The 24,430-nt window shown below is 61.4% G+C and carries 24 protein-coding genes and 6 pseudogenes; 13 read left to right on the forward strand and 17 right to left on the reverse strand.

The window, feature by feature from the left end; all coding sequences use genetic code 11:
• Positions 1 to 163: 163 nt before the first annotated feature.
• Positions 164 to 547: pseudogene (locus tag QCE48_RS19970) on the forward strand (hypothetical protein).
• Positions 548 to 678: 131 nt separating this feature from the next.
• On the opposite strand, the gene QCE48_RS19975 reads toward QCE48_RS19970, so the two are convergent.
• Positions 679 to 1,308, reverse strand: coding sequence for an ABATE domain-containing protein (locus QCE48_RS19975; RefSeq protein WP_309788423.1), 630 nt, complete (start codon positions 1,306 to 1,308; stop codon positions 679 to 681).
• A 144-nt stretch (positions 1,309 to 1,452) separates the two neighbouring features.
• On the opposite strand from QCE48_RS19975, the gene QCE48_RS19980 reads away from it, so the two are divergent.
• Positions 1,453 to 2,307, forward strand: coding sequence for an alpha/beta hydrolase (locus QCE48_RS19980; protein WP_309788422.1), 855 nt, complete (start codon positions 1,453 to 1,455; stop codon positions 2,305 to 2,307).
• 40 nt (positions 2,308 to 2,347) lie between these two features.
• On the opposite strand, the gene QCE48_RS19985 is transcribed toward QCE48_RS19980, so the two are convergent.
• The 3 genes and pseudogenes from QCE48_RS19985 to QCE48_RS19995 form a co-directional block, all read right to left on the reverse strand.
• Positions 2,348 to 2,596, reverse strand: coding sequence for a pentapeptide MXKDX repeat protein (locus tag QCE48_RS19985; protein WP_309788421.1), 249 nt, complete (start codon positions 2,594 to 2,596; stop codon positions 2,348 to 2,350).
• 46 nt (positions 2,597 to 2,642) lie between these two features.
• Positions 2,643 to 3,433: pseudogene (locus tag QCE48_RS19990) on the reverse strand (molybdopterin-dependent oxidoreductase).
• 14 nt (positions 3,434 to 3,447) lie between these two features.
• Positions 3,448 to 4,076: pseudogene (locus QCE48_RS19995) on the reverse strand (cytochrome b/b6 domain-containing protein).
• A 391-nt stretch (positions 4,077 to 4,467) separates the two neighbouring features.
• Between QCE48_RS19995 and QCE48_RS31965 the strand changes: the two are divergent.
• Positions 4,468 to 4,638, forward strand: coding sequence for a hypothetical protein (locus tag QCE48_RS31965; protein WP_404983378.1), 171 nt, complete (start codon positions 4,468 to 4,470; stop codon positions 4,636 to 4,638).
• A 28-nt stretch (positions 4,639 to 4,666) separates the two neighbouring features.
• Here the strand turns inward: QCE48_RS31965 and QCE48_RS20005 are convergent, their stop codons facing one another.
• The 7 genes from QCE48_RS20005 to QCE48_RS20035 all read right to left on the reverse strand — a co-directional run bounded on the left by QCE48_RS20005 (position 4,667) and on the right by QCE48_RS20035 (position 11,029).
• Positions 4,667 to 6,004 carry a hypothetical protein gene (locus tag QCE48_RS20005; protein WP_309788420.1) on the reverse strand — a complete coding sequence of 446 codons (1,338 nt, stop codon included), beginning with the start codon at positions 6,002 to 6,004 and terminating at the stop codon, positions 4,667 to 4,669.
• A 105-nt stretch (positions 6,005 to 6,109) separates the two neighbouring features.
• Positions 6,110 to 6,574 carry a hypothetical protein gene (locus QCE48_RS20010; RefSeq protein ID WP_309788419.1) on the reverse strand — a complete coding sequence of 155 codons (465 nt, stop codon included), beginning with the start codon at positions 6,572 to 6,574 and terminating at the stop codon, positions 6,110 to 6,112.
• 378 nt (positions 6,575 to 6,952) lie between these two features.
• Positions 6,953 to 8,233 carry a hypothetical protein gene (locus QCE48_RS20015; RefSeq protein ID WP_309788417.1) on the reverse strand — a complete coding sequence of 427 codons (1,281 nt, stop codon included), beginning with the start codon at positions 8,231 to 8,233 and terminating at the stop codon, positions 6,953 to 6,955.
• A gap of 146 nt (positions 8,234 to 8,379) precedes the next feature.
• Complete coding sequence (locus tag QCE48_RS20020) at positions 8,380 to 8,907, reverse strand: hypothetical protein (protein WP_309788416.1); 528 nt, start codon at positions 8,905 to 8,907, stop codon at positions 8,380 to 8,382.
• A 25-nt stretch (positions 8,908 to 8,932) separates the two neighbouring features.
• Positions 8,933 to 9,847, reverse strand: a complete 915-nt coding sequence (locus tag QCE48_RS20025; RefSeq protein WP_309788415.1) for a CsgG/HfaB family protein — start codon at positions 9,845 to 9,847, stop codon at positions 8,933 to 8,935.
• Positions 9,848 to 9,894: 47 nt separating this feature from the next.
• Positions 9,895 to 10,335, reverse strand: coding sequence for a curli assembly protein CsgF (locus tag QCE48_RS20030; protein ID WP_309788414.1), 441 nt, complete (start codon positions 10,333 to 10,335; stop codon positions 9,895 to 9,897).
• A gap of 34 nt (positions 10,336 to 10,369) precedes the next feature.
• On the reverse strand, positions 10,370 to 11,029 hold the full coding sequence (locus QCE48_RS20035; RefSeq protein ID WP_309788412.1) for a CsgE family curli-type amyloid fiber assembly protein: 660 nt from the start codon (positions 11,027 to 11,029) through the stop codon (positions 10,370 to 10,372).
• Positions 11,030 to 11,194: 165 nt separating this feature from the next.
• Between QCE48_RS20035 and QCE48_RS20040 the strand changes: the two are divergent.
• Both QCE48_RS20040 and QCE48_RS20045 read left to right on the forward strand, forming a co-directional pair.
• Positions 11,195 to 11,416: pseudogene (locus tag QCE48_RS20040) on the forward strand (IS21 family transposase); the annotation flags it as partial.
• A 302-nt stretch (positions 11,417 to 11,718) separates the two neighbouring features.
• Positions 11,719 to 12,180 carry a hypothetical protein gene (locus QCE48_RS20045; protein WP_309788411.1) on the forward strand — a complete coding sequence of 154 codons (462 nt, stop codon included), beginning with the start codon at positions 11,719 to 11,721 and terminating at the stop codon, positions 12,178 to 12,180.
• A 781-nt stretch (positions 12,181 to 12,961) separates the two neighbouring features.
• Here the strand turns inward: QCE48_RS20045 and QCE48_RS20050 are convergent.
• Positions 12,962 to 13,183: a DUF5329 family protein gene (locus tag QCE48_RS20050; RefSeq protein WP_309788410.1), complete on the reverse strand. Its 222-nt coding sequence runs from the start codon at positions 13,181 to 13,183 to the stop codon at positions 12,962 to 12,964.
• 153 nt (positions 13,184 to 13,336) lie between these two features.
• Here QCE48_RS20050 and QCE48_RS20055 point away from each other — a divergent pair, with 153 nt between their 5' ends.
• From QCE48_RS20055 to QCE48_RS20075, 5 genes are all read left to right on the forward strand, one after another.
• Positions 13,337 to 13,765: a hypothetical protein gene (locus tag QCE48_RS20055; RefSeq protein WP_309788409.1), complete on the forward strand. Its 429-nt coding sequence runs from the start codon at positions 13,337 to 13,339 to the stop codon at positions 13,763 to 13,765.
• A gap of 124 nt (positions 13,766 to 13,889) precedes the next feature.
• Entirely contained in the window at positions 13,890 to 14,603 is a 714-nt protein-coding gene (locus QCE48_RS20060) for an ABC transporter ATP-binding protein (protein WP_309788408.1), read from the forward strand.
• Positions 14,596 to 15,291 (forward strand): ATP-binding cassette domain-containing protein, encoded by a 696-nt coding sequence (locus tag QCE48_RS20065; RefSeq protein ID WP_309788407.1) that lies wholly within the window; start codon positions 14,596 to 14,598, stop codon positions 15,289 to 15,291. Before QCE48_RS20060 ends, QCE48_RS20065 begins: the two co-directional genes overlap by 8 nt.
• A gap of 127 nt (positions 15,292 to 15,418) precedes the next feature.
• Positions 15,419 to 17,656 (forward strand): FtsX-like permease family protein, encoded by a 2,238-nt coding sequence (locus QCE48_RS20070; RefSeq protein ID WP_309788405.1) that lies wholly within the window; start codon positions 15,419 to 15,421, stop codon positions 17,654 to 17,656.
• The gene (locus QCE48_RS20075) at positions 17,653 to 17,943 is read left to right on the forward strand and encodes an ABC transporter permease (protein ID WP_309788404.1); all 291 of its coding nucleotides are present in this window, start codon (positions 17,653 to 17,655) and stop codon (positions 17,941 to 17,943) included. The genes QCE48_RS20070 and QCE48_RS20075 overlap by 4 nt, the downstream gene beginning before the upstream one ends.
• A 197-nt stretch (positions 17,944 to 18,140) precedes the next feature.
• On the opposite strand, the gene QCE48_RS20080 is transcribed toward QCE48_RS20075, so the two are convergent.
• The 5 genes and pseudogenes from QCE48_RS20080 to QCE48_RS20100 form a co-directional block, all read right to left on the reverse strand.
• Positions 18,141 to 19,514, reverse strand: a complete 1,374-nt coding sequence (locus QCE48_RS20080) for an ATP-binding protein (protein ID WP_309788402.1) — start codon at positions 19,512 to 19,514, stop codon at positions 18,141 to 18,143.
• Positions 19,490 to 20,155 carry a response regulator transcription factor gene (locus QCE48_RS20085; RefSeq protein ID WP_309788400.1) on the reverse strand — a complete coding sequence of 222 codons (666 nt, stop codon included), beginning with the start codon at positions 20,153 to 20,155 and terminating at the stop codon, positions 19,490 to 19,492. Before QCE48_RS20085 ends, QCE48_RS20080 begins: the two co-directional genes overlap by 25 nt.
• Before the next feature lie 25 nt (positions 20,156 to 20,180).
• Positions 20,181 to 20,939, reverse strand: a complete 759-nt coding sequence (locus QCE48_RS20090; protein WP_309788399.1) for a hypothetical protein — start codon at positions 20,937 to 20,939, stop codon at positions 20,181 to 20,183.
• A gap of 16 nt (positions 20,940 to 20,955) precedes the next feature.
• On the reverse strand, positions 20,956 to 21,408 hold the full coding sequence (locus tag QCE48_RS20095) for a hypothetical protein (protein ID WP_309788398.1): 453 nt from the start codon (positions 21,406 to 21,408) through the stop codon (positions 20,956 to 20,958).
• Positions 21,409 to 21,434: 26 nt separating this feature from the next.
• Positions 21,435 to 21,860: pseudogene (locus tag QCE48_RS20100) on the reverse strand (hypothetical protein); the annotation flags it as partial.
• Positions 21,861 to 22,201: 341 nt separating this feature from the next.
• On the opposite strand from QCE48_RS20100, the gene QCE48_RS20105 reads away from it, so the two are divergent.
• The 3 genes and pseudogenes from QCE48_RS20105 to tnpC all read left to right on the forward strand — a co-directional run.
• Entirely contained in the window at positions 22,202 to 22,684 is a 483-nt protein-coding gene (locus tag QCE48_RS20105) for a transposase (RefSeq protein ID WP_309794291.1), read from the forward strand.
• The gene (gene tnpB, locus QCE48_RS20110) at positions 22,660 to 23,013 is read left to right on the forward strand and encodes an IS66 family insertion sequence element accessory protein TnpB (RefSeq protein ID WP_244814113.1); all 354 of its coding nucleotides are present in this window, start codon (positions 22,660 to 22,662) and stop codon (positions 23,011 to 23,013) included. Before QCE48_RS20105 ends, tnpB begins: the two co-directional genes overlap by 25 nt.
• 6 nt (positions 23,014 to 23,019) lie before the next feature.
• Positions 23,020 to 24,164: pseudogene (tnpC, locus tag QCE48_RS20115) on the forward strand (IS66 family transposase); the annotation flags it as partial.
• Positions 24,165 to 24,430: the final 266 nt, after the last annotated feature.

The raw sequence follows: 24,430 nt of genomic DNA on the forward strand, positions 1-24,430 counted from the left end.
GAAACACGCAGCGCGCCGGACTGCTGGCGCGACTGCCTGAGCGGAATTCAAGATAGGATCCCGAGCGGAAATTTCAAGGGGATTTTTGCGACTTTCTGCTCTTGAAATTGGGATGCCCGCACCCTATCTTCACGACGCTCCCGACGGACCATGCGAGGACACCATGGAATTCGAATACGATTGGCTGACCCTGGGCCGGCACCGAATCCGGTTGCGCTCAACAAAGGGTTTTCCGACCGAGACGATGCGTACCGCGGTCGAGGTCATCCGGCTGGCGATCGACAGCAACATGAGCGCGGGTGCGCGGCTCGTTGAAGTCGTATTCCAGCAGGAATCCACTTAAGAGATTGCTGTCGGCACCACGTTCGCCGACGACCGATTATGTGCGCCGCAACTGGAGGTGGCGATCGCGACGGTCCTCGGCCTGCAGCCCACGCAGATCAATATTTCCGTGACGGTGGTCACGCAGGAAGAGGTCGATCTGCACTTCGGTGTCTACGAGAGAATGCTGGCCGAAAAGCTCGGCGTGGTGCCGCCGATCCAATGAACCGTGGCGGCGGGCGCACGCAACACCAGACTTCCAGATCTGCGGCGAATATTGAGTGCGCGATCTGATCCGGGCGTCCGGCAACCTCGAGCGGGAGCCGGACCTTCGATGTCGCATCACGCCATGAAAACTCAACCGCCCTTTCCTTCCCTGAGCCGCGCGCGATGCGCGGCGACTTTCGCGCGATTCCCGCAGCTGGCCATGCTGCACCAGCGGCGAGCGTGACCGCGCGTGTGATCGGCGAATAGCAGCGTGCATGTCGGACCTTCGCACGCTTTGACGTAGGTGAAATCCTCTTCGCAGACGAGTTTCGCGAGCGCCTCGACGATAGGCATCAGCAGCGACTCTGCCGTCGGATAGCGGCGCTGTATCGTGAATGCAAGCCCGCTCGGAGCGCTCGCATCCGCGACGATCATGCCGTGTTGTTCATCGCGCTTCAGCACGCTGTTCAGCGCTTCCAGTTCGCGCAGGTCTTTAGCCGCAAGCGGCCGCCCCTTGTTCTTTTGCACGAACGATCTGAACCATTCGCGCAAGCCGCGCGCCTTCGCCGCGACCTCGTCGAGTTCGGCGGGTGCGATTTGCGAACGCATGTGCGCAAGCACGTCCGCGGGCACGAGGCTCGCCTGTTCGAGCCATGACAAAAGGCCTTCGCCGTCGGCGAGCCAGTCGACGGGTTCATCGACCGGCGTGGCAACCGAGTTGAGAAAGTCGAGGCCGGGCGCGTCAGCCACGAAGAGTGCGGGAAGTGAGCGGTATTCCATTTCTTCGATCCAGCGGTGTTTCTGCGATGACTTCATCGTAACCGCTAACAACGCGCTTGACAAGTTACTTAGTTGATCAGTAACCTTCATCTAAGACGTTTAACGGTTACACGAACGAACGCCCTCACTCGCGGAGAAACAACCATGTCCACCATTGCTCATCGCCATATCGACGTCGACGGTTTCAACGTGTTCTATCGCGAAGCCGGTCAGGCAGACGCGCCGAAGCTGCTCTTGCTGCACGGCTTTCCCAGTTCCAGCCACATGTTTCGCGACCTGATTCCGCTCCTGGCCGACCGCTTTCATATCGTCGCGCCCGATCTTCCCGGCTTCGGCCTCTCCGACATGCCGAGCCGCGACAGCTTCGCATACACGTTCGATAACATCGCCGGCGTGATCGACCGCTTTACGGAACGGGTCGGCTTCGATCGCTATGCGGTCTACGTCTTCGATTACGGTGCGCCGACCGGTTTCCGCCTCGCGCTGAAGCATCCGGAACGCATCGCTGCGATCGTTTCGCAGAACGGCAATGCCTATGAGGAAGGACTGAGCGAAGGCTGGAGTCCGATCCGCGCGTACTGGCAGACGCCGACGCAGACGAATCGCGATGCGTTGCGCGCGATGCTCACGAAGGACACGACGAAGTGGCAATACACGCACGGCGTGCCCGATGCGTCGGCGGTTTCGCCCGATGGTTACTCGCTCGACGACTACTATCTGAACCGTCCCGGCGCGCACGAAGTGCAGCTCGATCTGTTCGGCGACTATCGCAGCAACGTCGCGCTTTATCCGGCGTTTCAGGCGTACTTCCGCGAGCATCAGCCAAAGTTTCTCGCGGTGTGGGGCAAGAACGATCCGTTCTTCCTGCCGCCGGGCGCGGAAGCATTCAAGCGCGACATCCAGAATGCGGACGTACGCTTCTTCGATACGGGCCACTTCGCGCTCGAAACGCATGCGGCGCAGATCGCGGCGGCGATCAAGGAATTCCTCAACGATTAACGCCGGTAAGCAAGGCCGGGCGCGCACCCGGCCTTCGTCTTTACTGCGACATCGCGCCCGAAGCAGGATGGTCCATGCCCATCGAGTTGTTCTTCTTCATGTTGTCGCTCTTCTTCATCGAGTCGTGCGACATCGCGTCCTTGCTCATCGAGTCGTGAGACATGCTGTTCTTGCTCATGGCATCGTGAGACATGGCGTCGTTGGACATCGCGCCGCTCGCCTGCGCGAACGCGGACGAAGCGCCGAGCGCCATCATGGTTGCAAACACTGCGGTCATCAGTCGCTTCATGGTGCATCTCCTTCGTGGGGTTGAAAAGCAAAATGCGGTGCGGCGATCAGGAACCGCCGAACCAGTTGTAGCCCTGGTCGACCCAGTAGCCGCCCGGATACGTATTGGTGACGAACATCTCGAGGATGTGCTTCGGGTTCTTGTAGCCGAGCTTGGTCGGCATGCGCAGCTTCATCGGATAACCGTATTTCGCAGGCAGACGCTCACCGTCGTATTCGAACGTAAGCAAGGTCTGCGGATGCAGCGCGGTCGGCATGTCGATGCTTTCGTAGTAGTCATCCGCGCAGCGAAAGCCGACGTATGTCGCGGTCGTGTCCGCCCCCACGCGACGCAGAAACTCGGAGAACGGCGTGCCGCCCCATCGCCCTATCGCGCTCCAGCCTTCGACGCAGATGTGCCGCGTGATCTGCTCCGCGTGATCTGCTCCGCGTGAGGCAGCGCATACAGCTCAGGCAACGTCCACACACGCTGGCCCGTGAAGACGCCGCTCACCTTCAGCCGATAGTCGCCGCCATCGACATGAGGCACGTCGTCGATGCCGTAATACGCGTTGAACGGAAACGGTCGCGTGAGCTGCGCTTCGGTATAAGTGGGCGCGAGACGCTTCGGGTCGAACAGCAGCGCCTGCGCGCGATCGTTCAGGCGCGAGACGGCGGTCAGGAATTTGTTGACCGAGTCTTCATCGGTGATCGAGCAGCCGGTCAACAGCGACAGGCCGCCGAGCGTCAGCATGCGCTTGCCGAAGAGACGCCGCGAAGGCATGCCGAGTTCGCGGCGCGCGGCCGTGAGTATCGAGGCGCGGTCGAGCTTCATGATCTTTCTGTCGTTCGTGTTCATCGCGAGTCTCCGGATCAGCGGCCGCGCAGCATGGTGAGCAGCGAACGCGGCACGAGCGCGATCATCGCGACATGCGCGACCACGAACGCAGCTATCAAGGCCATCGCGCAGAAATGCACGACGCGCGCACGGTCATAACCGCCCATCATTTCGCGCAGCAACGGAAACTGCACCGACTTCCAGATCGCGAGACCGGACAGGACGAGCACGATTAGATCGATCACGACGAAGAGATAAGCGAGCTTCTGCACAGCGTTGTATTGACGAGGGTCCGCGTGCGAAAGCTTGCCGGTGAGCGCCGCGATCAGATCGTGCAGGACGGCGCGCGGCGAGAGCGAAAAGAACTTTGCAAGAAAGCGGCCGCTCGCGAGATTGAGCGCGAGATACACATGCCGTTGAAGACCAGCAGCCACATCGCGGCGAAATGCCATTGCAATGCCCCGCCCAGCCATCCGCCGAGCGTGATCGACGTCGGAATGACGATGCCTGGAAACACCAGCGAAGCGTCGTAGATGCGCCAGCCCGAAAGCATCATGATCAGCGCGGCAAACGCGTTGAGCCAATGCGTGATGCGCAGCCAAATCGGATGGATGGGCGGAATGCGTTGCGCAGTTTCGCGCGTCGGCGTGAGTGTCGTTTGCATGTCGATCACCGTGATGAAGCGTCGGATACGGGTGAATTCGTCGCGAGTCCGCGTTCGGTTACAGACGGGTTTTCTTTTTCTGTTTCCCGTCGTGTAACCAATCGACGCGCAAAGACGAACTAGCTGACAACACATGCAAGGAGTTCGTCATGCGGATTGGCACGGCTTTCAACACGCTTGCGCAGTGAAACAGATGGACCGCGACGGCGCGTTTTCGATCCTCGTGAGCGCTATTGCGGCGCATCACGGCTTCGTCTTTCTGAAGCGCCCGATGTGACACACGACGCGTCTGCGCCCCGTACGCGTACGCCAGGCGCCGTGTATGAATCGCCGTCCGGCCGTCTCGCCAATACGGGAACCATCTTGCACGAAGCGGAAAACCGCACTGAGAGTGCTCTTCGTCGCCGGACTCGATGGCGACCAGAACGCATACCGCGATTTTCTGCTGGCGCTTACGCGGCACTTGCGCGGCTATCTGCATGGCCGGCAAGCGCCCGCTGACCCGGCCCGGGTCATCGAACGCGATGTGTTCGAGGTCTCCAACAGAAAACCGGGTTCGTAGCCCGGTTCTCTGCTTTGCACCGCTGCGTTTAGCGCTGCGCGATCGAAGCGACGTTGCCGTTGCCCTTCTGGTAGACAACGGCGCTGTTGCTGCTGCCTGCCTGCGTGATGGTCGCCACGTTCGCGCTGCCGTATTGCATCGACTGAGCGTAGTTGTGGTAGCCCGACTGCGAGGCGGTCAAGGTGTTTCCGATGTCGTTCTGCGACGCGAGCAGACTTTCTTCAACGCCAGTTTGGTACGCCGTGATCTGACTGCTTGCGCCCGATTGCGTCACATCCATTTTCGAACCTACCGAAGCTTCTTGCGTAAGGCTCGCCTGGTTTTGCTTGCCCGAACCGACCAAGGTCTGCGTGAGATTGATCGAGTTGGCCGAGCCGCTGCTTTGCCGAAGCGTGGCGACGTTGCCTATGAATCCACCACCTTGCCAGACAGTCGCAGTAGAGCTGGTCTCGTTCGTCTGCGCAACCGACGCGGTTGTCTGAGCGCCGGACTGCTGGATGGAGACCTTACCGTTGTGCGCGTTGAAAGCCGTCACAGTGGCCTTGTCGAGCCCTGCACTCTGAAGCACTTTCGTCGTGTTGTCCGCCGATCCGACCTGCGAGACCGAGACGGACTGCCCCGGCGCGCCGAACTTTTGCTGCAGATCTATCGTGTTGCGGTCGCTGTTCGTTTGAAGAACGGTCGCCGTGCCCTGAGCCGCCTGGTCGATCGTCGTGAAGTTGTCGTTCGAGCCCGTCTGCGTCACGTACGCGCGCGAGCCGTCGGACTTCTGCGTGAGATCCAGCGTGTTACGGTTGGAGCCATTTTGGTCGACATCCGCCGATGCGCTGAAGAGCGTGCCAGACCGCGCCTGGTAGATCGAGGTTGTGTTGTCGCTCGCAACGTTCTGCATCACGGAGATCGTGTTGGGACCTTCCTGATAGATCGTCGTGGTGTTGCCGTGGCCGGCTTTCGAGTCGATCGTAGTCGAGCTGTTGCCCCAACCGCCCGCTTGGGAGATGGACACTTTGTTGCGCACTTCGTCCGTCTGATTCACCGTCGCGACGGATCCGACGTCGATGGGAGACTGCTTGATGGTCGTGTCGTTTAGCGCGCCGCCCGTCGTGCTGACGGTCGCACGATCGTTGTACTTCTGCTCGATGTAGACCTTGTTGGTGTTCGACGTGAACTCGGTGACCGTCGCCCTGTTTCCGCCCGTGGATTGGTTAATCGTGACCGCGTCGGCGATCGTACCTGCTTGGTCCACATTCACGGTATTGGTGCTGCCCGTCTGGCTGACGTCTACGCTGTTGTTGCTTCCGGCGAACGCGCTGGTCGATGCGAGCGCGAGAAAGCCCAATGCCGAAACGATGATCTTGATCTTCATGGTCTGATGGTCCTGTAGTTTTAAGTGTCGATGCGATTGCACAGCCAACCCGCTACCCTATTGAACTAATCTCCGGAAAGACCGCTGCTTGCGTGCTCGATTCGCTCAGCGGGCGATGGCGAGCGCGCGCATACCGTTCCCGGTTTGAATGATTTGGATGGCAGACGCGTTGCCCGTTTGAACGACATTCGCGGCGTTCGCGTTGCCGCGCTGAGTAATGTTTGCGCTCTGCGCCGTCCCGCGTTGATCGACACTAGCCAGGTTCCCGTCACCAATCTGAAGGAGCCGAACGCGATTCGCCCCGCCGGCCTGGCGGATCTGGGCGTCGTTGTTCCGGACGGCCTGTTCGACGAGAAGTCGGGCGCGCCCGCTTTGCCGTGCATCAAGCGAGTTGGCCTCGCCTATCTGCGAGACGTAGGCACTCTGACTGTAGCTCGGGTGCAAGCCTGGTTCGCCCGGACCAAAGTCGGAAATGGTAGAGAGGTCGGCAGCGACTCCCGGTGCCAGGATAGCTGCGGCCGCAAGGCTAAGACATGACTTGCAAAAGGTCAAAGTGTCGAACGAACGCACTCGCTGTCCTCGTGTCCGTGGTAATGAGCGCGAGCGTAAGGAACGAAAGGCTTAGATAATGTGCGTCAGCGCTCATTGAATTAAGCGCTGGCGTAATATGGCGAATCGGCTGGCGGTTGAGGCGGCGCAGCCGTAAGTCAATCCTAGAAGGTTCAACCAAGTGCTTCGCATGGTGCCTTCTGGACTTACTCTGTTTGTCAAGCCCGAAATCGGAGATTTGCTTGGCAGCGTTGATGGGTCACCGCTCATAGCCGAAGAAACGGTATGGTGAACGCAGCCTTACGAGAGAGACCGTTCGACGCAACTGACGATGAGCAAACGGGCGGTGGGCGGCCTGAAAGACCGTTCACCGCCCTTATGACAGTCGCGCCGTCGAAGTTAGTGCTGTGCGATTGTTGCCTTGTTCGCGACGCCGACTTGCGTCACGGCTGCCGAGTTGCCGTAGCCGGCTTGCGTCAGCGATGCGTTGTTGCCGAGGCCGGCTTGTGCGATCAGCCCGACATTGCCCGCGCCGCTTTGCGAAGCGGTGGCGATGTTGCCGAGGCCGCCCTGAACCAGCGTCAGCTCTTCACGCGAACCCGTCTGCGATGCGCTCACCGAGTTCAGGTCGCCGATCTGCGTCGACAGCAGCGATGACTCCACTGCGGCCTGTTGCGACAGGTCTGCGTTGTTGTTGTTGCCGATCTGCAGTGCGTTCACGGTGTTGTAGCCACCGAAGCGTTGCGCGACCGATGCGGTGTTTTCGCTGCCGCTCTGGATCACCGTCGTGTGGTCGTTGGCTTCATACAGTTGGTCGACATAGACCTTGTTGAACGCCGCACCGCTCTGAACGACGTTGGTCGTTTCGTTTTGCGCGTTGATCTGATGCACGCTCACGAGGTTCGGCAGGTTCGCGCCGCTCTGGTCGATGCTCGTCTGGTTGCCGCCGCCGTTGGTCGACGAGACGTTCGCGATTTCGGCGCCGTCCTGCTTGATCGACACCGTGTCGGCGAGTTCGCTGCTTTGCTGCACCGAAGCGTCCGTGCCGCCGCCCGTCTGCGTGATGGTCGTCTTGTTGAAGCCGCCGCCGTTGGTATTGACGACTGCCTTGTCGTTGCCGCGGTCTTGCGAGATCTGCACGTTGTTGCCGATCGTGCTGGTCTGCGTCACCGTGGCGTCGCCGCCGTTGATCTTGCCGTAGGCCTTGTTCATGCCCTGGTCGATGTTGACGATGTTGCTCGACGCGCCGGTCTGGGTGATCTTCGCCTTGCTGTTCGAACCGTTCTGGTTGATCGAGTCGTTGTCGAACGAGGATGTGGTTTGCGACACGCTGGCCGTCGAATTGCTGCCCGACTGCGAGATGCGGGTTTGCTCGGCATAGGCGCCGTCTTGCGTCACCGTCGCGTTCAGGTTCGAACTGTTGCCGACGCCGTTCTGCTTGATGTCGGTCTTGTTGAACGCGCCGGTCGTCGACGTGACCGTGGCGGTCGCGCCATTGGCCGTTTGCTGCACCTTCACGTCGTCATAGCTGGACGCTTGCTGGTCGACCTTCGCCGTGTTGCCGTTGCCGAACTGCGCGACGCTCGCGCGCTCGCCCACCGAGTAGCTGTCCGCTGCGAATGCCGACGTCGATGCCAGTGCTGCCAGACCCATAGCGATGATGATTGCCTTGACTTTCATTTTTGTATGCCTCGTTGATTTGATATTGGAATACTTCGATTAATTACCCCCACGGATGACAGCCCCCGCTGCCATGCCGGCCCACTCCACTGCGAACTGCCCCGCACCTGCGGTCTCGAAACTTTGCTGCCCTGGTCTCCTCCCACCTACTTCATCAATACCGAAGCTCGCGCGCCGTTGCCGGTCTGCGTGACCGACAGGCCGGCGCCGTTGCGGCTCTGCAGGATGGTGACCGAGTCGTTGGTACCGAACTGCGTCACCTGCGACGACATCGATGAACCGATCTGCGTGACCGCTGCTGCGTTGCCGCTGCCGCTCTGCACGGTGACCGAGCGGTTGTTCGTGCCCGCCTGGTAGCCGCCGTACTGGTTGCCGCTGCCGCTTTGCGAAAGCGCCATCCAGTTGTCCGTTCCTGCCTGCGCCATCACGGCCGCGTTGGCGACTCCCGCCTGATTCGCCATCAGCCCGTTGTGCCCGGATTGCACGCCGGTCAGGCGGTTGTCCGCGCCGGCCTGCGTGACTCTCCCGACCTGCGTCGCCCCGCCGAAGCCCGGCTCCGACGGACCGAAGTCTGAAACCGGCGACAGGTCCGCAGCGAACACCGCGAGCGACACGCTCACGACCGCGCCGAGCGCCGCGCCAAGCGCAAGCTTAGGGATACGCGGAGTTTTCATGCTGGTCTCCTCCTGTTCGAGTGGCTCAGCCGCTCACGCCGCTGCCGACGGCCTTGGGCGGATCGACCTTGGACGGGTCGTAGGGCGGATTCACCGCTTCCATCGTCTGTGCGTAGCCCTGGTTTTCCTGCAGATAGCGCTGCATCGTCGGGTCGTACCAGTCCTTCATGTCCTTGAGCGACCAGGTCTGGTTCGCCACACCCTGCACGATCAGGTGCACGAGCGCCGATTCGATCGCCTCGTTCACGCACAACTGTTGCGGTTCGTTGCGCGTCATCCCGATCTCGGCCTGCAGCAAATCCTTGAAGCCGATGAAGCGGTACACGCCGGTGTCGACCTGGATCGAATAGATGGTCTTGGTCGTCGAGACGCTGTTGAGGATCGTGCCGTTGCGGATGTCCACGGCACGCAGGTTCACCGTCACCTGATCGACGCGATACTGCTGCGACGCCGAGATCCCCAGATACGCGATGCCCGCTCCACCCGTGCGAATGTTCGAGTCGTACCCGACGATGCCGCCTTCGAGCACGATGCTCGCGGGCGCCAGCGCGCCGATCTGCGGGATCACGCGATTCTTGTCGTCGGGCGTCTCCAGCGCGCGCATGATCTTGCGTTCGGTCAGCAGGTCCTGAAGGTTCTCGCGCTCGACCGGCGTAAACCAGCCGGAATCACGCATCGCCTTGACGAGGAACGAGGCGCCGCCCTGCGTCACCTGCGACGAGAACGAACTGTCCGGCGACGGCTTGTACTGGCCGGTCAGGTCCCGAAAGCCGTACACGGCGGCGGTGATCCTGCCCTTGGGCGGCGGCAGGTGCGTGAGGTCGCGCGTGACGCGCGTCGGCGGTGTGAGCGTCGCGTTGCCGGCCGAGGCCATCGGCTGGGTCACGCAACCTGTGAGCAGCATCGTCGAGAAGACCATTGCGGCCAGAGTCGTACGCATGGCGGTGCTTGTTGCGGCAATCTTGTTCATTTCGTATTGCTCTCGCGTTACTGGCCGTTGCCGACGATGAAAGTGGTCGATGCGCCCGTGGTCTTGTCGGTCGTCGTCACTTGCAGGTTGTTACCGGAGACCTGCGTGATCGAAATCGAGAAGTTGCCCGTGTTGATCGTGCCCGGATGCAGCGTGCCGTCGGTGCCGACGATCGAGCTCGAAATCGACGACGCGACGCGCGAGAGAATCGCCTGCTGCAATTGCGTGTTGAACTGGTCGAGCGTGGACTGGCCGCTCGTGCCGAGATCGCTCGTCGCCGGGTCCCTGTACTTGTTCTGCGCGTTCGCTTCGTTAAGCAGATTCGGCCCGTTCAGCGGATTGCCGCCGAAGTTCGGATTGATCGGCTCGTAGACGAGCGCAGTGGCGTGAGCGGCGACAATTTGAATCGAGAGCGCGCAGGCGAGCGCCGCGCGTTTGACAAGCGCATTCGTTTTCATCGTGATTCCCCGTAGCTGGCCGTGTTGCGTTTTATTAGAGTTCGTCCGTCGCCATGTCGGCGTCGCGGAACAGCAGGCGCGTCAGGTCCGCCTGCATGACGTTCTGGAACGCCACCTGCGCCGCGCCTTCTGCGACGGGCCGCACATTGGAACGGGCGATCGGCAGGAACGCCTGAAACACGCGGCGTTGGCCGTATTCCACCCAGACCAGACTGCCGTAACGCGCGGAAGGCCGCTCGTGCACCGAGACGATGTAGCGCTCCGAGAGTGGAATCGCGCTCCAGGCCTGCGCGAACCAGTTATAGAAATCCTGGCCCGCGAGCGTGACGGTGTCCGTGGTGACGACACCGCCCAGCGTGGCGTCGAGCGGCTGCTGGTTGTTGACGTCCGCGCCACGGGCGCGCGGCGTACCGGCGAGCGTTTCGCTCTTGTCGAGCGAAGACGCCGCGTTCACCGTGCCGCGCGGCGTGAGCGGTGCGCCATTGGCGGCGGGCAGCGGTCGGGTCTTATTGACCGGGCTCGGGGTCGGCGTGCTCGGCAGCGAGATGAGCGGTTGAGCCTGGTTGGCGGCATCGACGTGAATGGCTGGCGGCGTCTCCGCGTCCTGCGCCCATGCACTCGTGATGGTCAATACTGCGATGCACACTGCGATGGCCTGCCCTCTGAAGGGCTGATTGTTTTTTTTCCGCTGCATGACTTCCCCGTATGCCCGTGGCGCTTTGGTACTGCCTTTGGGCGCTTGTTCTATTTGTATGACGGGACGAATTTTGCGTAATAACTTGTAACCGTTATGTTGTACGTCCCACATAAATTCAGGAAAGCCAGAAGCTTCGAGTGGCCGTGCGATGCTGGCGCGCAGCGCGGTGCCTTCGTGCCGCTCGCGTTCGAGTGGGCGAACCAATCCAGTTCGACTGAAGTTTTAAGTATGTCTTCATTGGTAAGCTCAGGCGACGGATAGAGCTCGCCAATACGAAGCTCGCCGCGAGCCGTGCATTCTGGCTGGTTGCCTATTCTCTCGCGAACCCACGAGATGCTGTTCTGTTGTTCGCCCAGGCGCGACACGCATAGAAGAACGATTGCGCAGCGAAACGAGCGGCTTACCGGGCATCACTTCTCGTAAATGTTGCTTGTGTGCAGAACGCCGATCTGGGCCCATCGCCTCCAGCGAAGAAGCATCGAATCCATTTCACTTGCAGAGACGTTGACGTCCTTGAAGGCAGCCGGCGCGGCCAGCGAATCTATAGGTATTTACGCAATTGCCAAATAAGCGCCGAATAAACGTTTGCGTCGAAAACTGGCGGCTTAGGGATGTTTTTTGGCGGGCGCGTTGTAAGCGGCTGATTACAATCCGCCAATTGATAAGAAAAAAATACGGAGCGGAGAATGGGTGCTGCAAATCTTGCTTTGCCAACCGAACCGCGCATTTGTGCGCGATTCTTAAGCTATTTTTTCAGCCACTTTCCCGTTCGCAGATTTCTCCTTGTACGGTCGGCGGTCGCAGGTGAGCGCATATCGCAGCCCACCACGCAAGTACTCGCGTTGGCGCTCGCAGCAGAGGGAGGCATGAGCCGGTTGTCGTCCCCACAATCTGGCGATGTGCTTCAACCTGCCGTCAGCAACTACTATGATCTCGCCCTCTTCGACCTCAATCGGAGCGCAACCGTAGGAACCGGCCCAAATATAACGTCTCACGACAAGGTGCTGGTGGCGGCGACCTCGGACGCTGCTGCGCTAACAGTATTTCAAGCGCACGCGCGTGGCCACGCATGTTGCTATGAGCTGCACTGGGGCGGACAACTCTATCCCGTGTACTTCCTGCACACCTCATCGGGCTTGTATCTGTAGCCTCTTGTTTGTGCTTCCGCTGACACTGCAAGCTTGTTGCGCGCAGTCGTTTTGATTCGCCCTTTGGTTTGTAACCTGCCTTCAGCGGTGAACGTGATCGGCGCTGTCTATCCTTGCCAGGCTCACTCGCTCATGGTCTTCATGAGCTGTCGTTTGGAAGACACCACCGCACCAATCGTTTGCGTCGCGCATATTGAGCGTTGGAGCGACCCATAGCCACGATTCGTTCGTTGCGCTTTGCTTCCTCCCGCTCGCTATACAAGAACTAAGACAGATAAGACCAGAGACCAACGATGCACTTTCTGCGCACTCTTTTTTCGGTCCGCCGTGTCGAACCGGTAACTCGCGTCCGCCCAGCTGAGCGCGCTATGGCTGACAACTCAATTGCAAGCGCTGCGCGCGGCTCGTGCAAGCAGTCCGAATACTGCTTCCAGGCCGGCAGCACCCGGGCAACCGTGAAACGAAACTGCCACCGTGGCGCGCCCACGAAGCAAGCGGCCGCATCTGGCGCTCCCTGACTGACGGCGTTTGGCGCTTCGCGACCCCGCTTCGGACGCCCGACCGCCTGGCACCTTAATGGCGGCTGTCAGGGGCGGGCGTTCATCTTTTCGGGTAGGCGGCACGCCTCTCCAGCACTCAGTCAACTACCACAGCACTGTCAGTCAGGCGGCCTGGTAGTCGTCGGACACGCGGACATTCAGGCATGCGGTCGCGTCGGCTGGTTTTGCGCGCAGCGGACACGAAAAGCGATGCGACGCTCGTCATGACAATGAGAAAGTCGCTATGGATCCGTCTCGCCGCACTGTACCAGGTACGGCTTGCCGCTGACGCTGCTTTTGCGCGCGGCAAGTTCAATGAACTGTTCAGTGCTGGTCAGGGTGGTGCGATTTTCAAGGTAGTGAAGCTTGGCGAGCAAGTGCGCCTTCGCTTCCATCCCCGAATACCAGGTGCCGTTGCGATTGAACCAAGCTTTCGCTTCTCTGGGCCGTGTGAACGTACGCACATAGCAGGATCCCGTCACAGGTCAAGCGGAAGCCGAGGAACTGGCTAAGCGTTTCCTCAGTTTCGCCGACTATCGTGTAGGTAGTTCGGTGCATGCGGACCAGTGTTCCTTCAGGAAAGGTGTCGCTGCACGCATGTGAACGAGGGAGGGATCGTGATACCGCACCTGACGTTTCAGCGCTTACTGCAGAGCTCGGCGATTGTGCTGGCGTTCGCCGCCTCGCCCTGCACGCTGCAAGCCGCCAAAAGCGCCCCAGCCCCAACCCGGCAGGCTGCCACGCCCGAAATGAATCCGCCGGGGGACATTCCTGACACGCAGGTCTTCATAACCTACCGGTCCCCTGCAGGCTTTTCCCTCAAAGTGCCTGAAGGTTGGGCGCGCAGGGATCGGCGCGACGGGACGCGCTTTGCCGATAAGTACAACGTCGTCGAGATCAGCGTTGCACCTGCTGCGAGCGCGCCGACGGTATCGTCCGTTACTGCGCGCGAGGCCACCGAACTTGCCCGAACTGGTCATGCAATCAGGATCGGCGACATAAAAAGCGTAGGGCTGCGCAGCGGGGCAGCCGTGCTGGTTACCTAAACGTCGAATTCCGAACCGAACCCCGTCACAAACAAACAACTTCGTCTCGAGCATCACCGGTATTTAATCCATCGCGGCGGCATACTCGCTACGCTCGACCTCTCCGCACCGCTTGGAGCCGACAATGCCGATCAATGGAACCTCATGGCTAACTCGTTCCAATGGCGCTGATCAGCCTCGGCTTGAAGCGTTCGAACTCTACCGGTTTTATCACAGCGCAGACGACGAGACCGCTGCGCTAAGGGGCGTCTCACTGCAACTGTGCGCAGGCGAATTCGTGGCGTTGCTGGGACCCTCCGGCAGCGGCAAGTCGACGCTGCTCGCGTGTCTTGCGGGGCTTGAGGAACCGGACGGCGGCCATGTCGACCTGATGGGTCAACGCCTGTCGCGCCGGCCGGAAGCCGTGCGTGCGGCCTTACGGGCCCGCCACATCGGCATGCTGATGCAGTCGGCCAACCTGTTCGCGCATCTGACCGTCGAGGGCAACGTGACCCTGCAAATGTTGCTCGCTGGCACGAAAGATCGCATCAAACTCGATGCTCTGCTCGATGTGACAGGCCTGGCCGCGCGACGCCGCGCGTATCGGTCGCAGTTGTCCGGCGGCGAAACGGCGCGTGCCGGGCTCGCGGTGACGCTCTCAGCCGGGCATAAGGTGCTCCTTGCCGACGAGCCCACCGCCGAAGTCGATGCGGCAACCGAAACCGTGATCGTGAGCCATCTGGTCGAGCGATGTCACGGGAACGGCGACATGGCGCTGATCGCGACGCACAGCGATGCGCTGGCTGCGCGCGCCGACCGCGTGCTCGTCATCCGCGATGGGAGGCTGGTCGATGCGTGACGTGCTCATCGAAGCCCAATCACTCAACCGCACCTACCGGCACGGCGAGACGCAAGTCGTGGCGCTCGCCGCAGCCAGCTTCGTCCTTAGTCGAGGTGATCGCATCGCGCTGAGGGGCCGCTCGGGGAGTGGCAAGACCACCTTGCTGCATTTGATGGCAGGGCTCGATATGCCGACGAGCGGCACGATCGATTGGCCCGCGCTCGGTCCGCGCGAGACGCTGCTGCCCGGAAAGATCTCGATGGTGTTCCAGACGCCGAGCCTGCTTGAGCCGCTGACGGTGAGCGAAAATGTTGCGTTGCCGCTCCTGATGGCCGATGCCGCCGCTCCCGGCGTTCGCGCAAGCGATGTCGGGGGCGCGGTGTCCGCTGCCCTTGCCAGGTTCGGTCTCGAGGCGCTTGCGCAGAAATTGCCCGAGGAACTCTCGGGCGGCCAGATGCAGCGCGTGGCGATGGCGCGCGCTGCGGCCGGACGACCGCTCGTCATTCTCGCTGACGAACCCACGGGCCAGCTCGATCAGGCCACCGGTCAGGCCTTGCTCGATGCACTCATCGCACATGTCGCCAACACGCCGACGGCGCTCGTCATCGCCACTCATGATCCGGCTGTTTCAGCACGGATGAACACGCTCTGGCGCATGGAGCGCGGCGTGCTCACCGAAGCTGGGCCGACAGCGAGACAGCCATGACGGCCTCTGGCTTATCGGACTTCTCAGGCAACGCGGGGGCCGGCTCGCGGGCATGTCGGGTGGCGTCGCGGTAACAGTCGCGCTGGTCGCATCGCTCGGCGCTTTCATCGCGCAAAGCACCGCTTCGATGACACAGCGCGCGAGCGCCAGCCTGCCCGTGGATTGGCAGGTGCAACCAGGACCGGCGACGACGGGCGGGCTTTCGATTCCGCAGGCGACCGCAGCTGTCGCAAAGGCCGCGCGCGTGACGAAACAGCAAACGGTCGGTTATGCCGATGTCGATGGCTTCGAAGGCGTACAGACAACCGGCCAGGGCAAGGTGCTCGGTCTTGAAAGCACGTACTTTCGAGACTTTCCGGCTCAGGTTCGGCTGCTGCTGGGCAGTCTGGATGGCGTTCTGATTGCGCAGCAGACGGCCGCGAACCTGCATGTGACCATCGGCGATACGGTGAGCATTCGTGGTCCAGGCGTGGCCGCGGCCAATGTGCGGATCGCCGGCATCGTCGATCTGCCGAATGCTGATGCGATGTTTCAGGCGATCGGCGTAGCACCAGGCGCAGCGCCGCAGGCACCTCCGGACAATGTACTGCTGCTTCCGATGGACGCCTGGCAGCGCCTGTTCGGCTCCGAGGCGGCAGCCGGAGCGCCAGGACTGCGCACGCAGCTTCACGTTGCACTCGCGCACGACCTTCTTCCGGGGGATCCTGAAGCCGCCGCTGCGCAGGTGCAGGGCGCCGCAAGAAATCTCGAGGCGCGCATGGCGGGCAATGCGCTCGTTGCCGACAACCTTGCCGCGCGGCTCGACGCCGTCCGCAGCGACGCACTTTACGCAAAGGTCCTGTTTCTGTTCCTGGGCGCACCCGGCGCGCTTCTCGGCGCGTTCCTGACGATCGGAGTCGTTGCAGCAGGTTCCAGACGGCGACGCCGGGACCAGGCACTCCTGCGAATCCGTGGCGCATCGCGCGCCCAGATCATGAAGCTGGCGGCGGTCGAAGCGATGTGCGTTGGCGTCGGCGGTACGCTTGTTGGGCTGATCCTTGCCGCGTTCTTGTCGCGTCTGTTTCTCGGCACGGGCTATTTTGAGGCTTCGTCGATGGGCTGGGTGGCCTGCGCGGCGATAGCGGGCGTCGTGCTGGCGAATGCGGCGATCCTCGTGGCAGCATGGATCAGCGCAAGCACGACGTCCGTCACGAGCGCCCGCAGGATGACGGGCTCCGCTCGACCGCGCCTCTGGCAACGGGTCTACCTCGATTCCGTCCTCCTTGTACTGTCGGCCATCATCTTCTGGCGGACCTGGAGCACCGGGTATCAGGTCGTGCTGGCTCCCGAAGGCACGCCGTCATCGTCGATCGATTACGTCGCCTTTCTCGCACCCGTCCTTGCCTGGGCAGGATGCGGCCTGTTGACCATCAGGCTCGGTCTCGCGGGATTACGGCGCGGGCGCGGCGCGCTCGCCATCTGGCTTCGTCCGCTTGCGCATTCGCTTGCCGGCGTGGCTGCGGCGGCGATCAGCCGGCAGCGCGCTCGAATGGCGCAGGGCATCGCGCTGATCGCGTTGGCGTTCGCGTTCGCGACGTCCACGGCCGTGTTCAACGCAACCTACAACGCGCAGGCGCGAGTGGACGCGGAACTCACGAACGGCGCCGACGTGACGGCGACCGGGACTTCGCAGGCGCCCGCGTCAGCCAGATTCGCCGAACTTGCTGCGTTGCCGGGAGTCAGCGCCGCCCAGCAGATGCAGCACCGTTTCGCCTACGTGGGTACGGACCTGCAAGACCTGTATGGCATCGACGCCCGCCACATCGGACAGGCGACGCGCATGGCAGACGCTTATTTCGAAGGCGGCAATGCGCAAAGATCGCTCGAGGTGCTCGCGCAATATCCGGATGGCATCCTAGTGTCCGAAGAGACCGTGAAGGACTACCAACTGCACCCCGGCGACGAGATCAACCTTCGCCTTCAGAACGCAAACGACCATCAATATCATGTAGTGCCGTTTCGTTTTGTTGGCGTCGTGCGCGAATTTCCGACCGCGCCGCGCGACTCATTCCTCGTCGCGAATGCCGGCTACATCGCGCGGCAAACCGGCACGAGCGTGGCGGAAATCGTGTTGCTTAAGACAACGGCGCCGCCAGAGCAGGTGGCCGTGGCCGCGCGCGCCACGGTTGCGCCGTTTGGGGCAGTCAAGGTCACCGACGTCGGGCAGGCGCAGCGCGTGATCAGTTCGAGCCTCACGGCCATCGATTTGCGCGGGCTCACGCAACTCGAACTCGGGGCCGCGGCTTTCATGGTCGTCGGCGCAACGGGATTCATTATTGCGCTGGGTTTCGCCGATCGGCGGCGCGGCGCACATTTGCGATTTTGACCGCGCTCGGTGCCAGGCAGCGTCAGCTTGGCGCGTTCCTGTGGAGCGAGGCGCTCGTGCTCCTGTTGGGCGGAGCGGCCATCGGAACACTTACGGGCTTTGCACTGGCGTGGATGCTGGTCAAGCTGCTGACCGGTGCTTTCGACCCTCCGCCCGAGCGCCTCACTGTGCCTTGGCTCTTTCTGGCTTTCCTCGCCGGCGTGGCGGCGCTGTCGGTCGTGATTGCGGTGATCGCGGCTTTTCGCGAGACGGGCGAGTCTGCTGTCCAGCGCATGCGTGAGCTGTGACACCGGTGAGCCTGAATGGTTGACCGCTCTCGCCCATACGGCGCCGCCCCGAATCACGTTGCCTTGTAGCGTTTGTCACGACAGCGCGGAAGTGCGTGCCCCCAAACCGAATAAATAGTCTCAGCAAGACGTATTGCAAACGATCGCGCTGGAGTGATGGCTGCCTCTACCGGCGAAACATCTCGGTATCGATTGGACTACCAGGTCGCTTGGGACGGAGCGATTACTGATAACTGGACGGTGACGATCAGGCCGGTTTGCCGCGCTTCGCTTGCGAAGTCGAGGCGGATTTCAGCACCGATGCGACTGGCAATTGCCTGGACGATGGAAAGACCCAGGCCCGAGCCAATCCGCTCGCTGCCAGGCGTGCGATAGAAGGGGTCAAAAACCCGGTCCCGTTCGGTGAACGGAATACCTGGCCCGTTGTCTTCGATGCGCAGCACGGCGCGCCCTTCCGCCATACCCACCGAAAGATCAACCCGCCCCCCCTCTGGCGTATAACGAATGGCATTATCGACCAGATTCTTGACAATGGCGATCATGTCCAGCTCACTGACCCACACCTGGGCGTCTTGTAAACCCTCGACCCCGATGTCGATGCGCTTGGCCTCGGCCAGTGGTATGAGGTCCTCCAGCACGCGGCGAAAGATGCCCTGGACAGACACAGGCGAGTTTGGCGGTTCCGCAGCCGACTGCGCCCTGGCCAACGTCAGGAGTTGATCCAGCAGGCTTCTGCCGCGCTCGATGCCTTGACGCAGGGTCATGAGTCGCTCACGCGCCTGGCCCGACATCCGCGCTTCCGCCAGTCGTTCGGCTTGCAACGACAAGGCTGTCAGCGGCGAACGCAGTTCGTGCGCCGCGTCCGCAACAAAGCGGCGTTGGCCGTCCATCGCCTGCGCAACGCGGGCAAGCAGGCGGTTGATCGCCACCACAAACGGACGCACCTCGACGGGAAGGTGCCTTTCATCGACGGGATGCAGCTCCTGCTCGGCACGCTGGTCAATTTCCCGGGAAAGCGTGGCAATCGGCCGGAACATATTCCGAACAAGGTCGGCGACGATCAGTAGCAGAACCGGCACCAGAACCAGAAAGGGCATCACAGTACGTAGCGCGCTGCCTCGGGCGATTTCGTTGCGGAAGCCGGATTCCTGGGCCACGACAATGCGCTCGCCGGCGGCCGTCGTTTTGACCAGCACACGGAACGCCTCGCCGCTCACCTCCAGCGTATACAGGCCATCAGCCAGCGTAGTGGGCAAAGGTAGTAGTCCGCCGGCATCCACGCCAACAGGAGACGGACTGCTATCGCCCAAGCGCTGGACGATCACGCGCGATTCTTCGTCGCCATCTTTGAGACGGGCATCGGCGATTGGTGGAGCAGGCGACAGGTGCTGCCGATCCATCAGTTGTGCGACCTGGCGTAGGACGTCATCTTGCAGTTCGTGCGCCTCATCGAAGGCAGACATGAACGAAACGACGCCAGCGACGATGGCAACTGCTAGGATGGCCAGAGAGAGCGCGAACGACAGCTTGAACTGAACCGACTGGTTCAGATGCTTTTTGAGACCATCCATCCGACTCCCCTGACGTTCCTGATGACCTCGCTGCCGAGCTTGCGCCGCAATGCATGGATCAGGTACTCGACGGCATTGCTCTCGACTTCCTCTCCCCATCCGTAGATCCGATCCTCCAGCTCACTGCGCGAAAGGATGGCGCCAGGACGAACCAACAAGGCGTGCAGCAGCGAAAACTCGCGGCTGGACAGTTGCACCGGGGAGCCGCCATTGACGCTAGCCTCGCTTGTGGCCGGGTCGAGCGACACTACACCGTTCCCGAGAACCGGAGCGGCGTTACCTGCCTTGCGCCGCAATACGGCGCGCATCCGGGCGAGCAGTTCCGCCATCTCGAAGGGCTTGAGCACGTAATCATCGGCTCCGCCGTCCAGACCGCGCAGGCGGTCATCGAGGCCATCGCGCGCCGTGATGATAAGCAGGGCAACCGGGTTGTCGATGGCGCGGATGCTGGTCAGCACCTCGAGCCCGTCCTTGCCGGGTAGGCCCAGGTCGAGCAGTACCAGGTCATAGTGCTGGCAAGCCAGCGTCGTGAGGGCGGTCGGTCCGTTTCTGATCCAGTCGGTCGCATACGACGCGTCCTTTAATGCGTCCTGGATTGCTTCACCGATCATCAGGTCGTCTTCGATCAGCAATACCCGCATCGCCTCTCCATCCGGTCTTCGATGTTCAATGCGCCGCCCTGGCTGCCCTTTGTCTGAACAGCAGGATACCGGTCAGTATGAATGCGAGAAGCGTGGCCGACGCCGTATAGCGGCTCAGCGCCAAGCCTCCCGCGTTCAAGGGTTTATCCAGAAAGTCACCGACCACGGCGCCCAGCGGGCGCGTCAGGATGAACGCGGCCCAGAACAGGAGAGTACGCGATGCCCGGGTCCAGTAGTAAGCTGCCGCGATCAGGGCGAGCAGTCCTCCGAACACGACAGCCGCGCCGGTGTAGCCCAGGCCTGCGGTGTCGGCGGTCCAGTCGCCCAGCGCCGTGCCTAAGGTCTGGGAGAACATGATCGTCACCCAGTAGAAGGCTTCCGCCCTGGACGAGCTGACAGTGGTCACCGACACGGAGCCAAGGGTGCGATACCACGCAAGGAGCGAACCGATCAGCAAGGCCAATAGGAGGCCTGAACCGCCGGCGTACCCGATTCCGAGCGAGCGATCCGCAAAATCGGCCAGCGTTGTGCCGACCGTGGTGGTGGCGATGATGGTGGTCCAGTAAAGAAAGGGCTGAAAGCATTTGGCCTTGATCTGCGCGATCACGGCGGCCAGGAAGATCGCCGAAAAAATTCCCGTTCCAACCAGATACCCCAGGTTCATGGACATCGAGACGGCATCGCCGCCGGTTTCGCCGAGAGTAGTCGCGGCGATCTTGATCAGCCAGAATCCCAACGTGACTTCGGGGACTTTGGTCAGAGCATGTTCTGTGGATGTTTTCATGGGAGTCGTGGTTGCGTTATGCCCTGCCTTGGAGCGTATCGAAAGTTTTCAGCAGCTCAGCCATTGTCGCTTTGCAATCAGTCTGATTCGGCGCGTCGGCACGCAGCGCCGCCAACGCCCTGTCGATGGCCCTGTCAAGAACGTGCCAGTCATCGGCCGCACGCGGTTTCAGTCCTGCCTCGGCAGAATCCCAGGCGACCTCCAGATCCTTGATGCGTGTCCTCGCCGCCGGCAGATTGCCGTTGTTCACGATGGTGGCAACGTCGGTTGCGATGCTGCGGAACGCGGTCAGATCGCCAAGTCTGGACGTTGACTTGCTCTGCGCCGCGGCTGCGGACTGCGAGATCGCGGCAGGCGCGGAAGCTGCCCCACCTTGTTCAGCTGGCTTGGAGCAGCCAGCCGTCATTGCCAGGAACAGCACGGCCAACAAGGTGGCAACAGGACGGGTGAACGAGTGCCGCGTAGGCATGATTTCTCCTCTGAAGTGGGAAAGGGTTATTCGGTGGCTTGAGCGGACGCGCTTACATCCGAGCCGAATTGCGCAAGAGCCACCAACACGACGATCACCGAGAGAAACAGGACACTGGTCCACATTGCACCCATCCCCAGACCGCCGTAGGTCCTCGCTTGCGTCAACAGGTCGCCCAGCGCGGCACCGAAAGGACGGCTCAGGACGTAGGCGATCCAGAAGGTCAGCACGGCATTGCCACCCATGCGCCAGATGGCGTAAGTGACGCCGATCAACGCACCGAAAGCGACCGCGCCCCAGACGAAGCCCAGGCCCAAGGCCTCGGTCGCCAGATCACCGGCCGCGGTTCCGAGCGCGAACGTGCAGAGGATGGCCGCCCAGTAGAATAGCTCGCGCTTGCGCGTCACTATGTCGTGGATGGACAGGGTGCGTTCGACCCGGTACCAGACGAATTGATCTTGACGATCCAGAACGACAGCGTGATTTCCGGGACTTTGCTGAGCCAGGCGGCTGATCCGGTCGCAGGCATTGTGTTCATCGTGTTCTCCTGCCGCTTCAAAAGGCATTGCAGTGAGTGTGAACAAGCCGACTTAGCCCAGCCATAGGTTTGACACAGTCATGCCGTGTAAAAATCAAGCGTCCACTCAAGACGGAAACGACCGCAATACGAACGATCGCAATGTTCAACCGTATGCGGTCCTTCACGGACGCCCTAGCAATGGACGAGTGATTCTCTGATGCTACCTGTCCACGTGGACAGCTGGGATGAGAGTACATGACAGGAGATCGAGACTTGCGTAGCCGTCTGGTAGTCGGCGCGAAGCGGGATGGTAGACGGGAATACGATCCGCAAGCCCGCGAGGAACTGGTCCAGTTGTGCATGACGTCCGGCGTTTCGATAGCCCGGACGGCGATGGAATACGGCTTGAACCCGAATCTGTTGCGCGAGTGGATCACGCGCTATCAGAAGACACATGCGGCGCAGAATCCGGCGGATAAGGAACTGAGGCCAGCAGACAGGGCATCGCTTGATGTCACGCCGCCGGCCTTGCGGACTCACGCGCCCGACGTGCCATCACCATTTGTACCGGTCGTTCAGGGGGCTGTGACGGTTGAACGACCGGTGTCCGCGCGCGCACCATCGATCACGGTTGCCTTGCACATACGTTTGCCTAACGGTGTTGAGTTCGACATCGCAGAGGCGACCATTGACGAGCTGACCACCGTGGTCCAGATGCTCGGGAGGATGCCGTGTTCCGATTCGACGATAATCTGAAGGTCTACCTGCACCGCGATCCTGTCGACTTTCGCTACGGCATGAACAGTCTGTCGATTCTCGTCGAGCAGTCGATGCGCCTAAATCCGATGGACACGTCGCTTTACATCTTCGGAAACCGACGTCGTGACCGGATAAAGATTCTTGGCTGGGATGGCAGTGGTTTCTGGCTTTTTATAAAGCGATTGGAGAGCAGCCACTTCATCTGGCCAGACAACAAGGCTGAGATCGTGACGATGACGAGCAACGTGTTGCACGCGTTGCTCGATGGCGATGACATCACCGCGATACGACGGCATCCGAAGCAGGAATATCGCCGCGTGAGCTGAACAGTGAAGCTCGATGTGATCCCCGAGCAGCTTCGAGTGATCCAACACCAGCGCGTTAAATATGCGTGCCCGTGCTGCGATCTCGGCATCAAGGTCACTCCAGCGCCGCCGCGCATCATCGCGCGCGGACTGTTGAGCGAAGCGGCGCTCGCATGGATCGCCACCGGCAAATATCAGTTCGGCATGCCGCTCTATCGCCAGGCCGGTTTGCTGTGTCGCTTCGGCGGAGACATCTCGTCAAACACGATCGCCGCCAGCATGGTTCGCGTTGGCCTCGCGACCCAGCCCGTGATCAACCTCATGCGCGATGCGTTGCTCGATGCCGAACTGATCTACTGCGACGAGACGACGTTCCAGGTACTGAAAGAGAAAGGGCGCAAGCCGCAAACGAAGAGCTACCTCTGGGCGCAGATGACCAATTCAGGCATCCCGATCCGCTGCTTCAGCTATACGCCCGGACGCGGTGCCAAGCTGGCCGACAAGCTGTTCACGGGGATCCGCAAGGGGGCGGTTCTGATGACTGATGGCTACGAGCCCTACAACGACATCGCTCAACGCTACGACCTCGTGCACCTCGGATGTTGGGCCCACCTAAGTCGGTACTTCATCAAAGCGGAGGAGAACGTGCCGAAAGCCGCGCGTTCGCCCGATCTGCTCGCGACACGCTTCGTCATGCTGATCGGCAAGCTGTTCGCTGCGGAGGCCCGCGCTAAGAAATGGGCAGCTGAGCGACGACAGCGATTGCGACGTCGATACAGCACGCGCATACTCGACGCCATCTACGCTTTAGCCCTCGCGGAGTCGCCCGGCGTCGTACCAAAAAGTTTGCTCGGAAAGGCACTGACCTATCTGCGCGAGCAGTGGCCGAAGCTGATCCGCTACGTCGAGAACGGCACTTGGGCCATCTCGAATAACCCTTGCGAGAAGCGATTCGCCCATTTGTCGTCGGGCGCCGCTCATGGCTTTTTAGCGACACCGTAGCGGGGGCGAACGCAAGTGCAAACCTCTACAGCCTGATCGAAACCTGCAAAGCCGGGGGCATCGATCCCTATCGCTACCTTCACTGGTTGTTCCAACGTCTTCCTCTGGCGAGGACCGTTGACGACTACGACGCGCTGCTTCCTTGGAAGATGCCCGCAGATCTCCGTTGACCCGCATTGCTGACCCACATCACGCGCTCTCCACCTTACTCCGAGGGGCGTCGTTCGTGGATCGCGTACGTTCAACCGCGACCTCCGGCATACGGTTTCAATGGCTGCTTCCAAGGCGCAACCGACACCTGAATGGCCAAACCGCGACGCCGGCGAAGGTCGCCTCCTGGCCGGCAAGCGCGCCCGCTCGCCGGTCATGGATGTCAGGGTCGTTAGTATCCGGGCAGTGCAGATAAAGTCACCCGAAGCGAAGTCAAAGAGGCCCC

This window comes from Caballeronia sp. LZ024 (genome assembly GCF_031451455.1).
GTDB lineage: Bacteria > Pseudomonadota > Gammaproteobacteria > Burkholderiales > Burkholderiaceae > Caballeronia > Caballeronia telluris.

Coding starts and splice junctions, on each gene's coding strand:
- QCE48_RS19975 (WP_309788423.1), bottom strand. CDS start 1,308: ATGGAATACCGCTCACTTCCCGCACTCTTCGTGGCTGACGCGCCCGGC.
- QCE48_RS19980 (WP_309788422.1), top strand. CDS start 1,453: ATGTCCACCATTGCTCATCGCCATATCGACGTCGACGGTTTCAACGTG.
- QCE48_RS19985 (WP_309788421.1), bottom strand. CDS start 2,596: ATGAAGCGACTGATGACCGCAGTGTTTGCAACCATGATGGCGCTCGGC.
- QCE48_RS20005 (WP_309788420.1), bottom strand. CDS start 6,004: ATGAAGATCAAGATCATCGTTTCGGCATTGGGCTTTCTCGCGCTCGCA.
- QCE48_RS20015 (WP_309788417.1), bottom strand. CDS start 8,233: ATGAAAGTCAAGGCAATCATCATCGCTATGGGTCTGGCAGCACTGGCA.
- QCE48_RS20020 (WP_309788416.1), bottom strand. CDS start 8,907: ATGAAAACTCCGCGTATCCCTAAGCTTGCGCTTGGCGCGGCGCTCGGC.
- QCE48_RS20025 (WP_309788415.1), bottom strand. CDS start 9,847: ATGCGTACGACTCTGGCCGCAATGGTCTTCTCGACGATGCTGCTCACA.
- QCE48_RS20030 (WP_309788414.1), bottom strand. CDS start 10,335: ATGAAAACGAATGCGCTTGTCAAACGCGCGGCGCTCGCCTGCGCGCTC.
- QCE48_RS20035 (WP_309788412.1), bottom strand. CDS start 11,029: ATGCAGCGGAAAAAAAACAATCAGCCCTTCAGAGGGCAGGCCATCGCA.
- QCE48_RS20045 (WP_309788411.1), top strand. CDS start 11,719: ATGGGTGCTGCAAATCTTGCTTTGCCAACCGAACCGCGCATTTGTGCG.
- QCE48_RS20060 (WP_309788408.1), top strand. CDS start 13,890: ATGCCGATCAATGGAACCTCATGGCTAACTCGTTCCAATGGCGCTGAT.
- QCE48_RS20065 (WP_309788407.1), top strand. CDS start 14,596: ATGCGTGACGTGCTCATCGAAGCCCAATCACTCAACCGCACCTACCGG.
- QCE48_RS20070 (WP_309788405.1), top strand. CDS start 15,419: ATGACACAGCGCGCGAGCGCCAGCCTGCCCGTGGATTGGCAGGTGCAA.
- QCE48_RS20080 (WP_309788402.1), bottom strand. CDS start 19,514: ATGGATGGTCTCAAAAAGCATCTGAACCAGTCGGTTCAGTTCAAGCTG.
- QCE48_RS20085 (WP_309788400.1), bottom strand. CDS start 20,155: ATGCGGGTATTGCTGATCGAAGACGACCTGATGATCGGTGAAGCAATC.
- QCE48_RS20090 (WP_309788399.1), bottom strand. CDS start 20,939: ATGAAAACATCCACAGAACATGCTCTGACCAAAGTCCCCGAAGTCACG.
- QCE48_RS20095 (WP_309788398.1), bottom strand. CDS start 21,408: ATGCCTACGCGGCACTCGTTCACCCGTCCTGTTGCCACCTTGTTGGCC.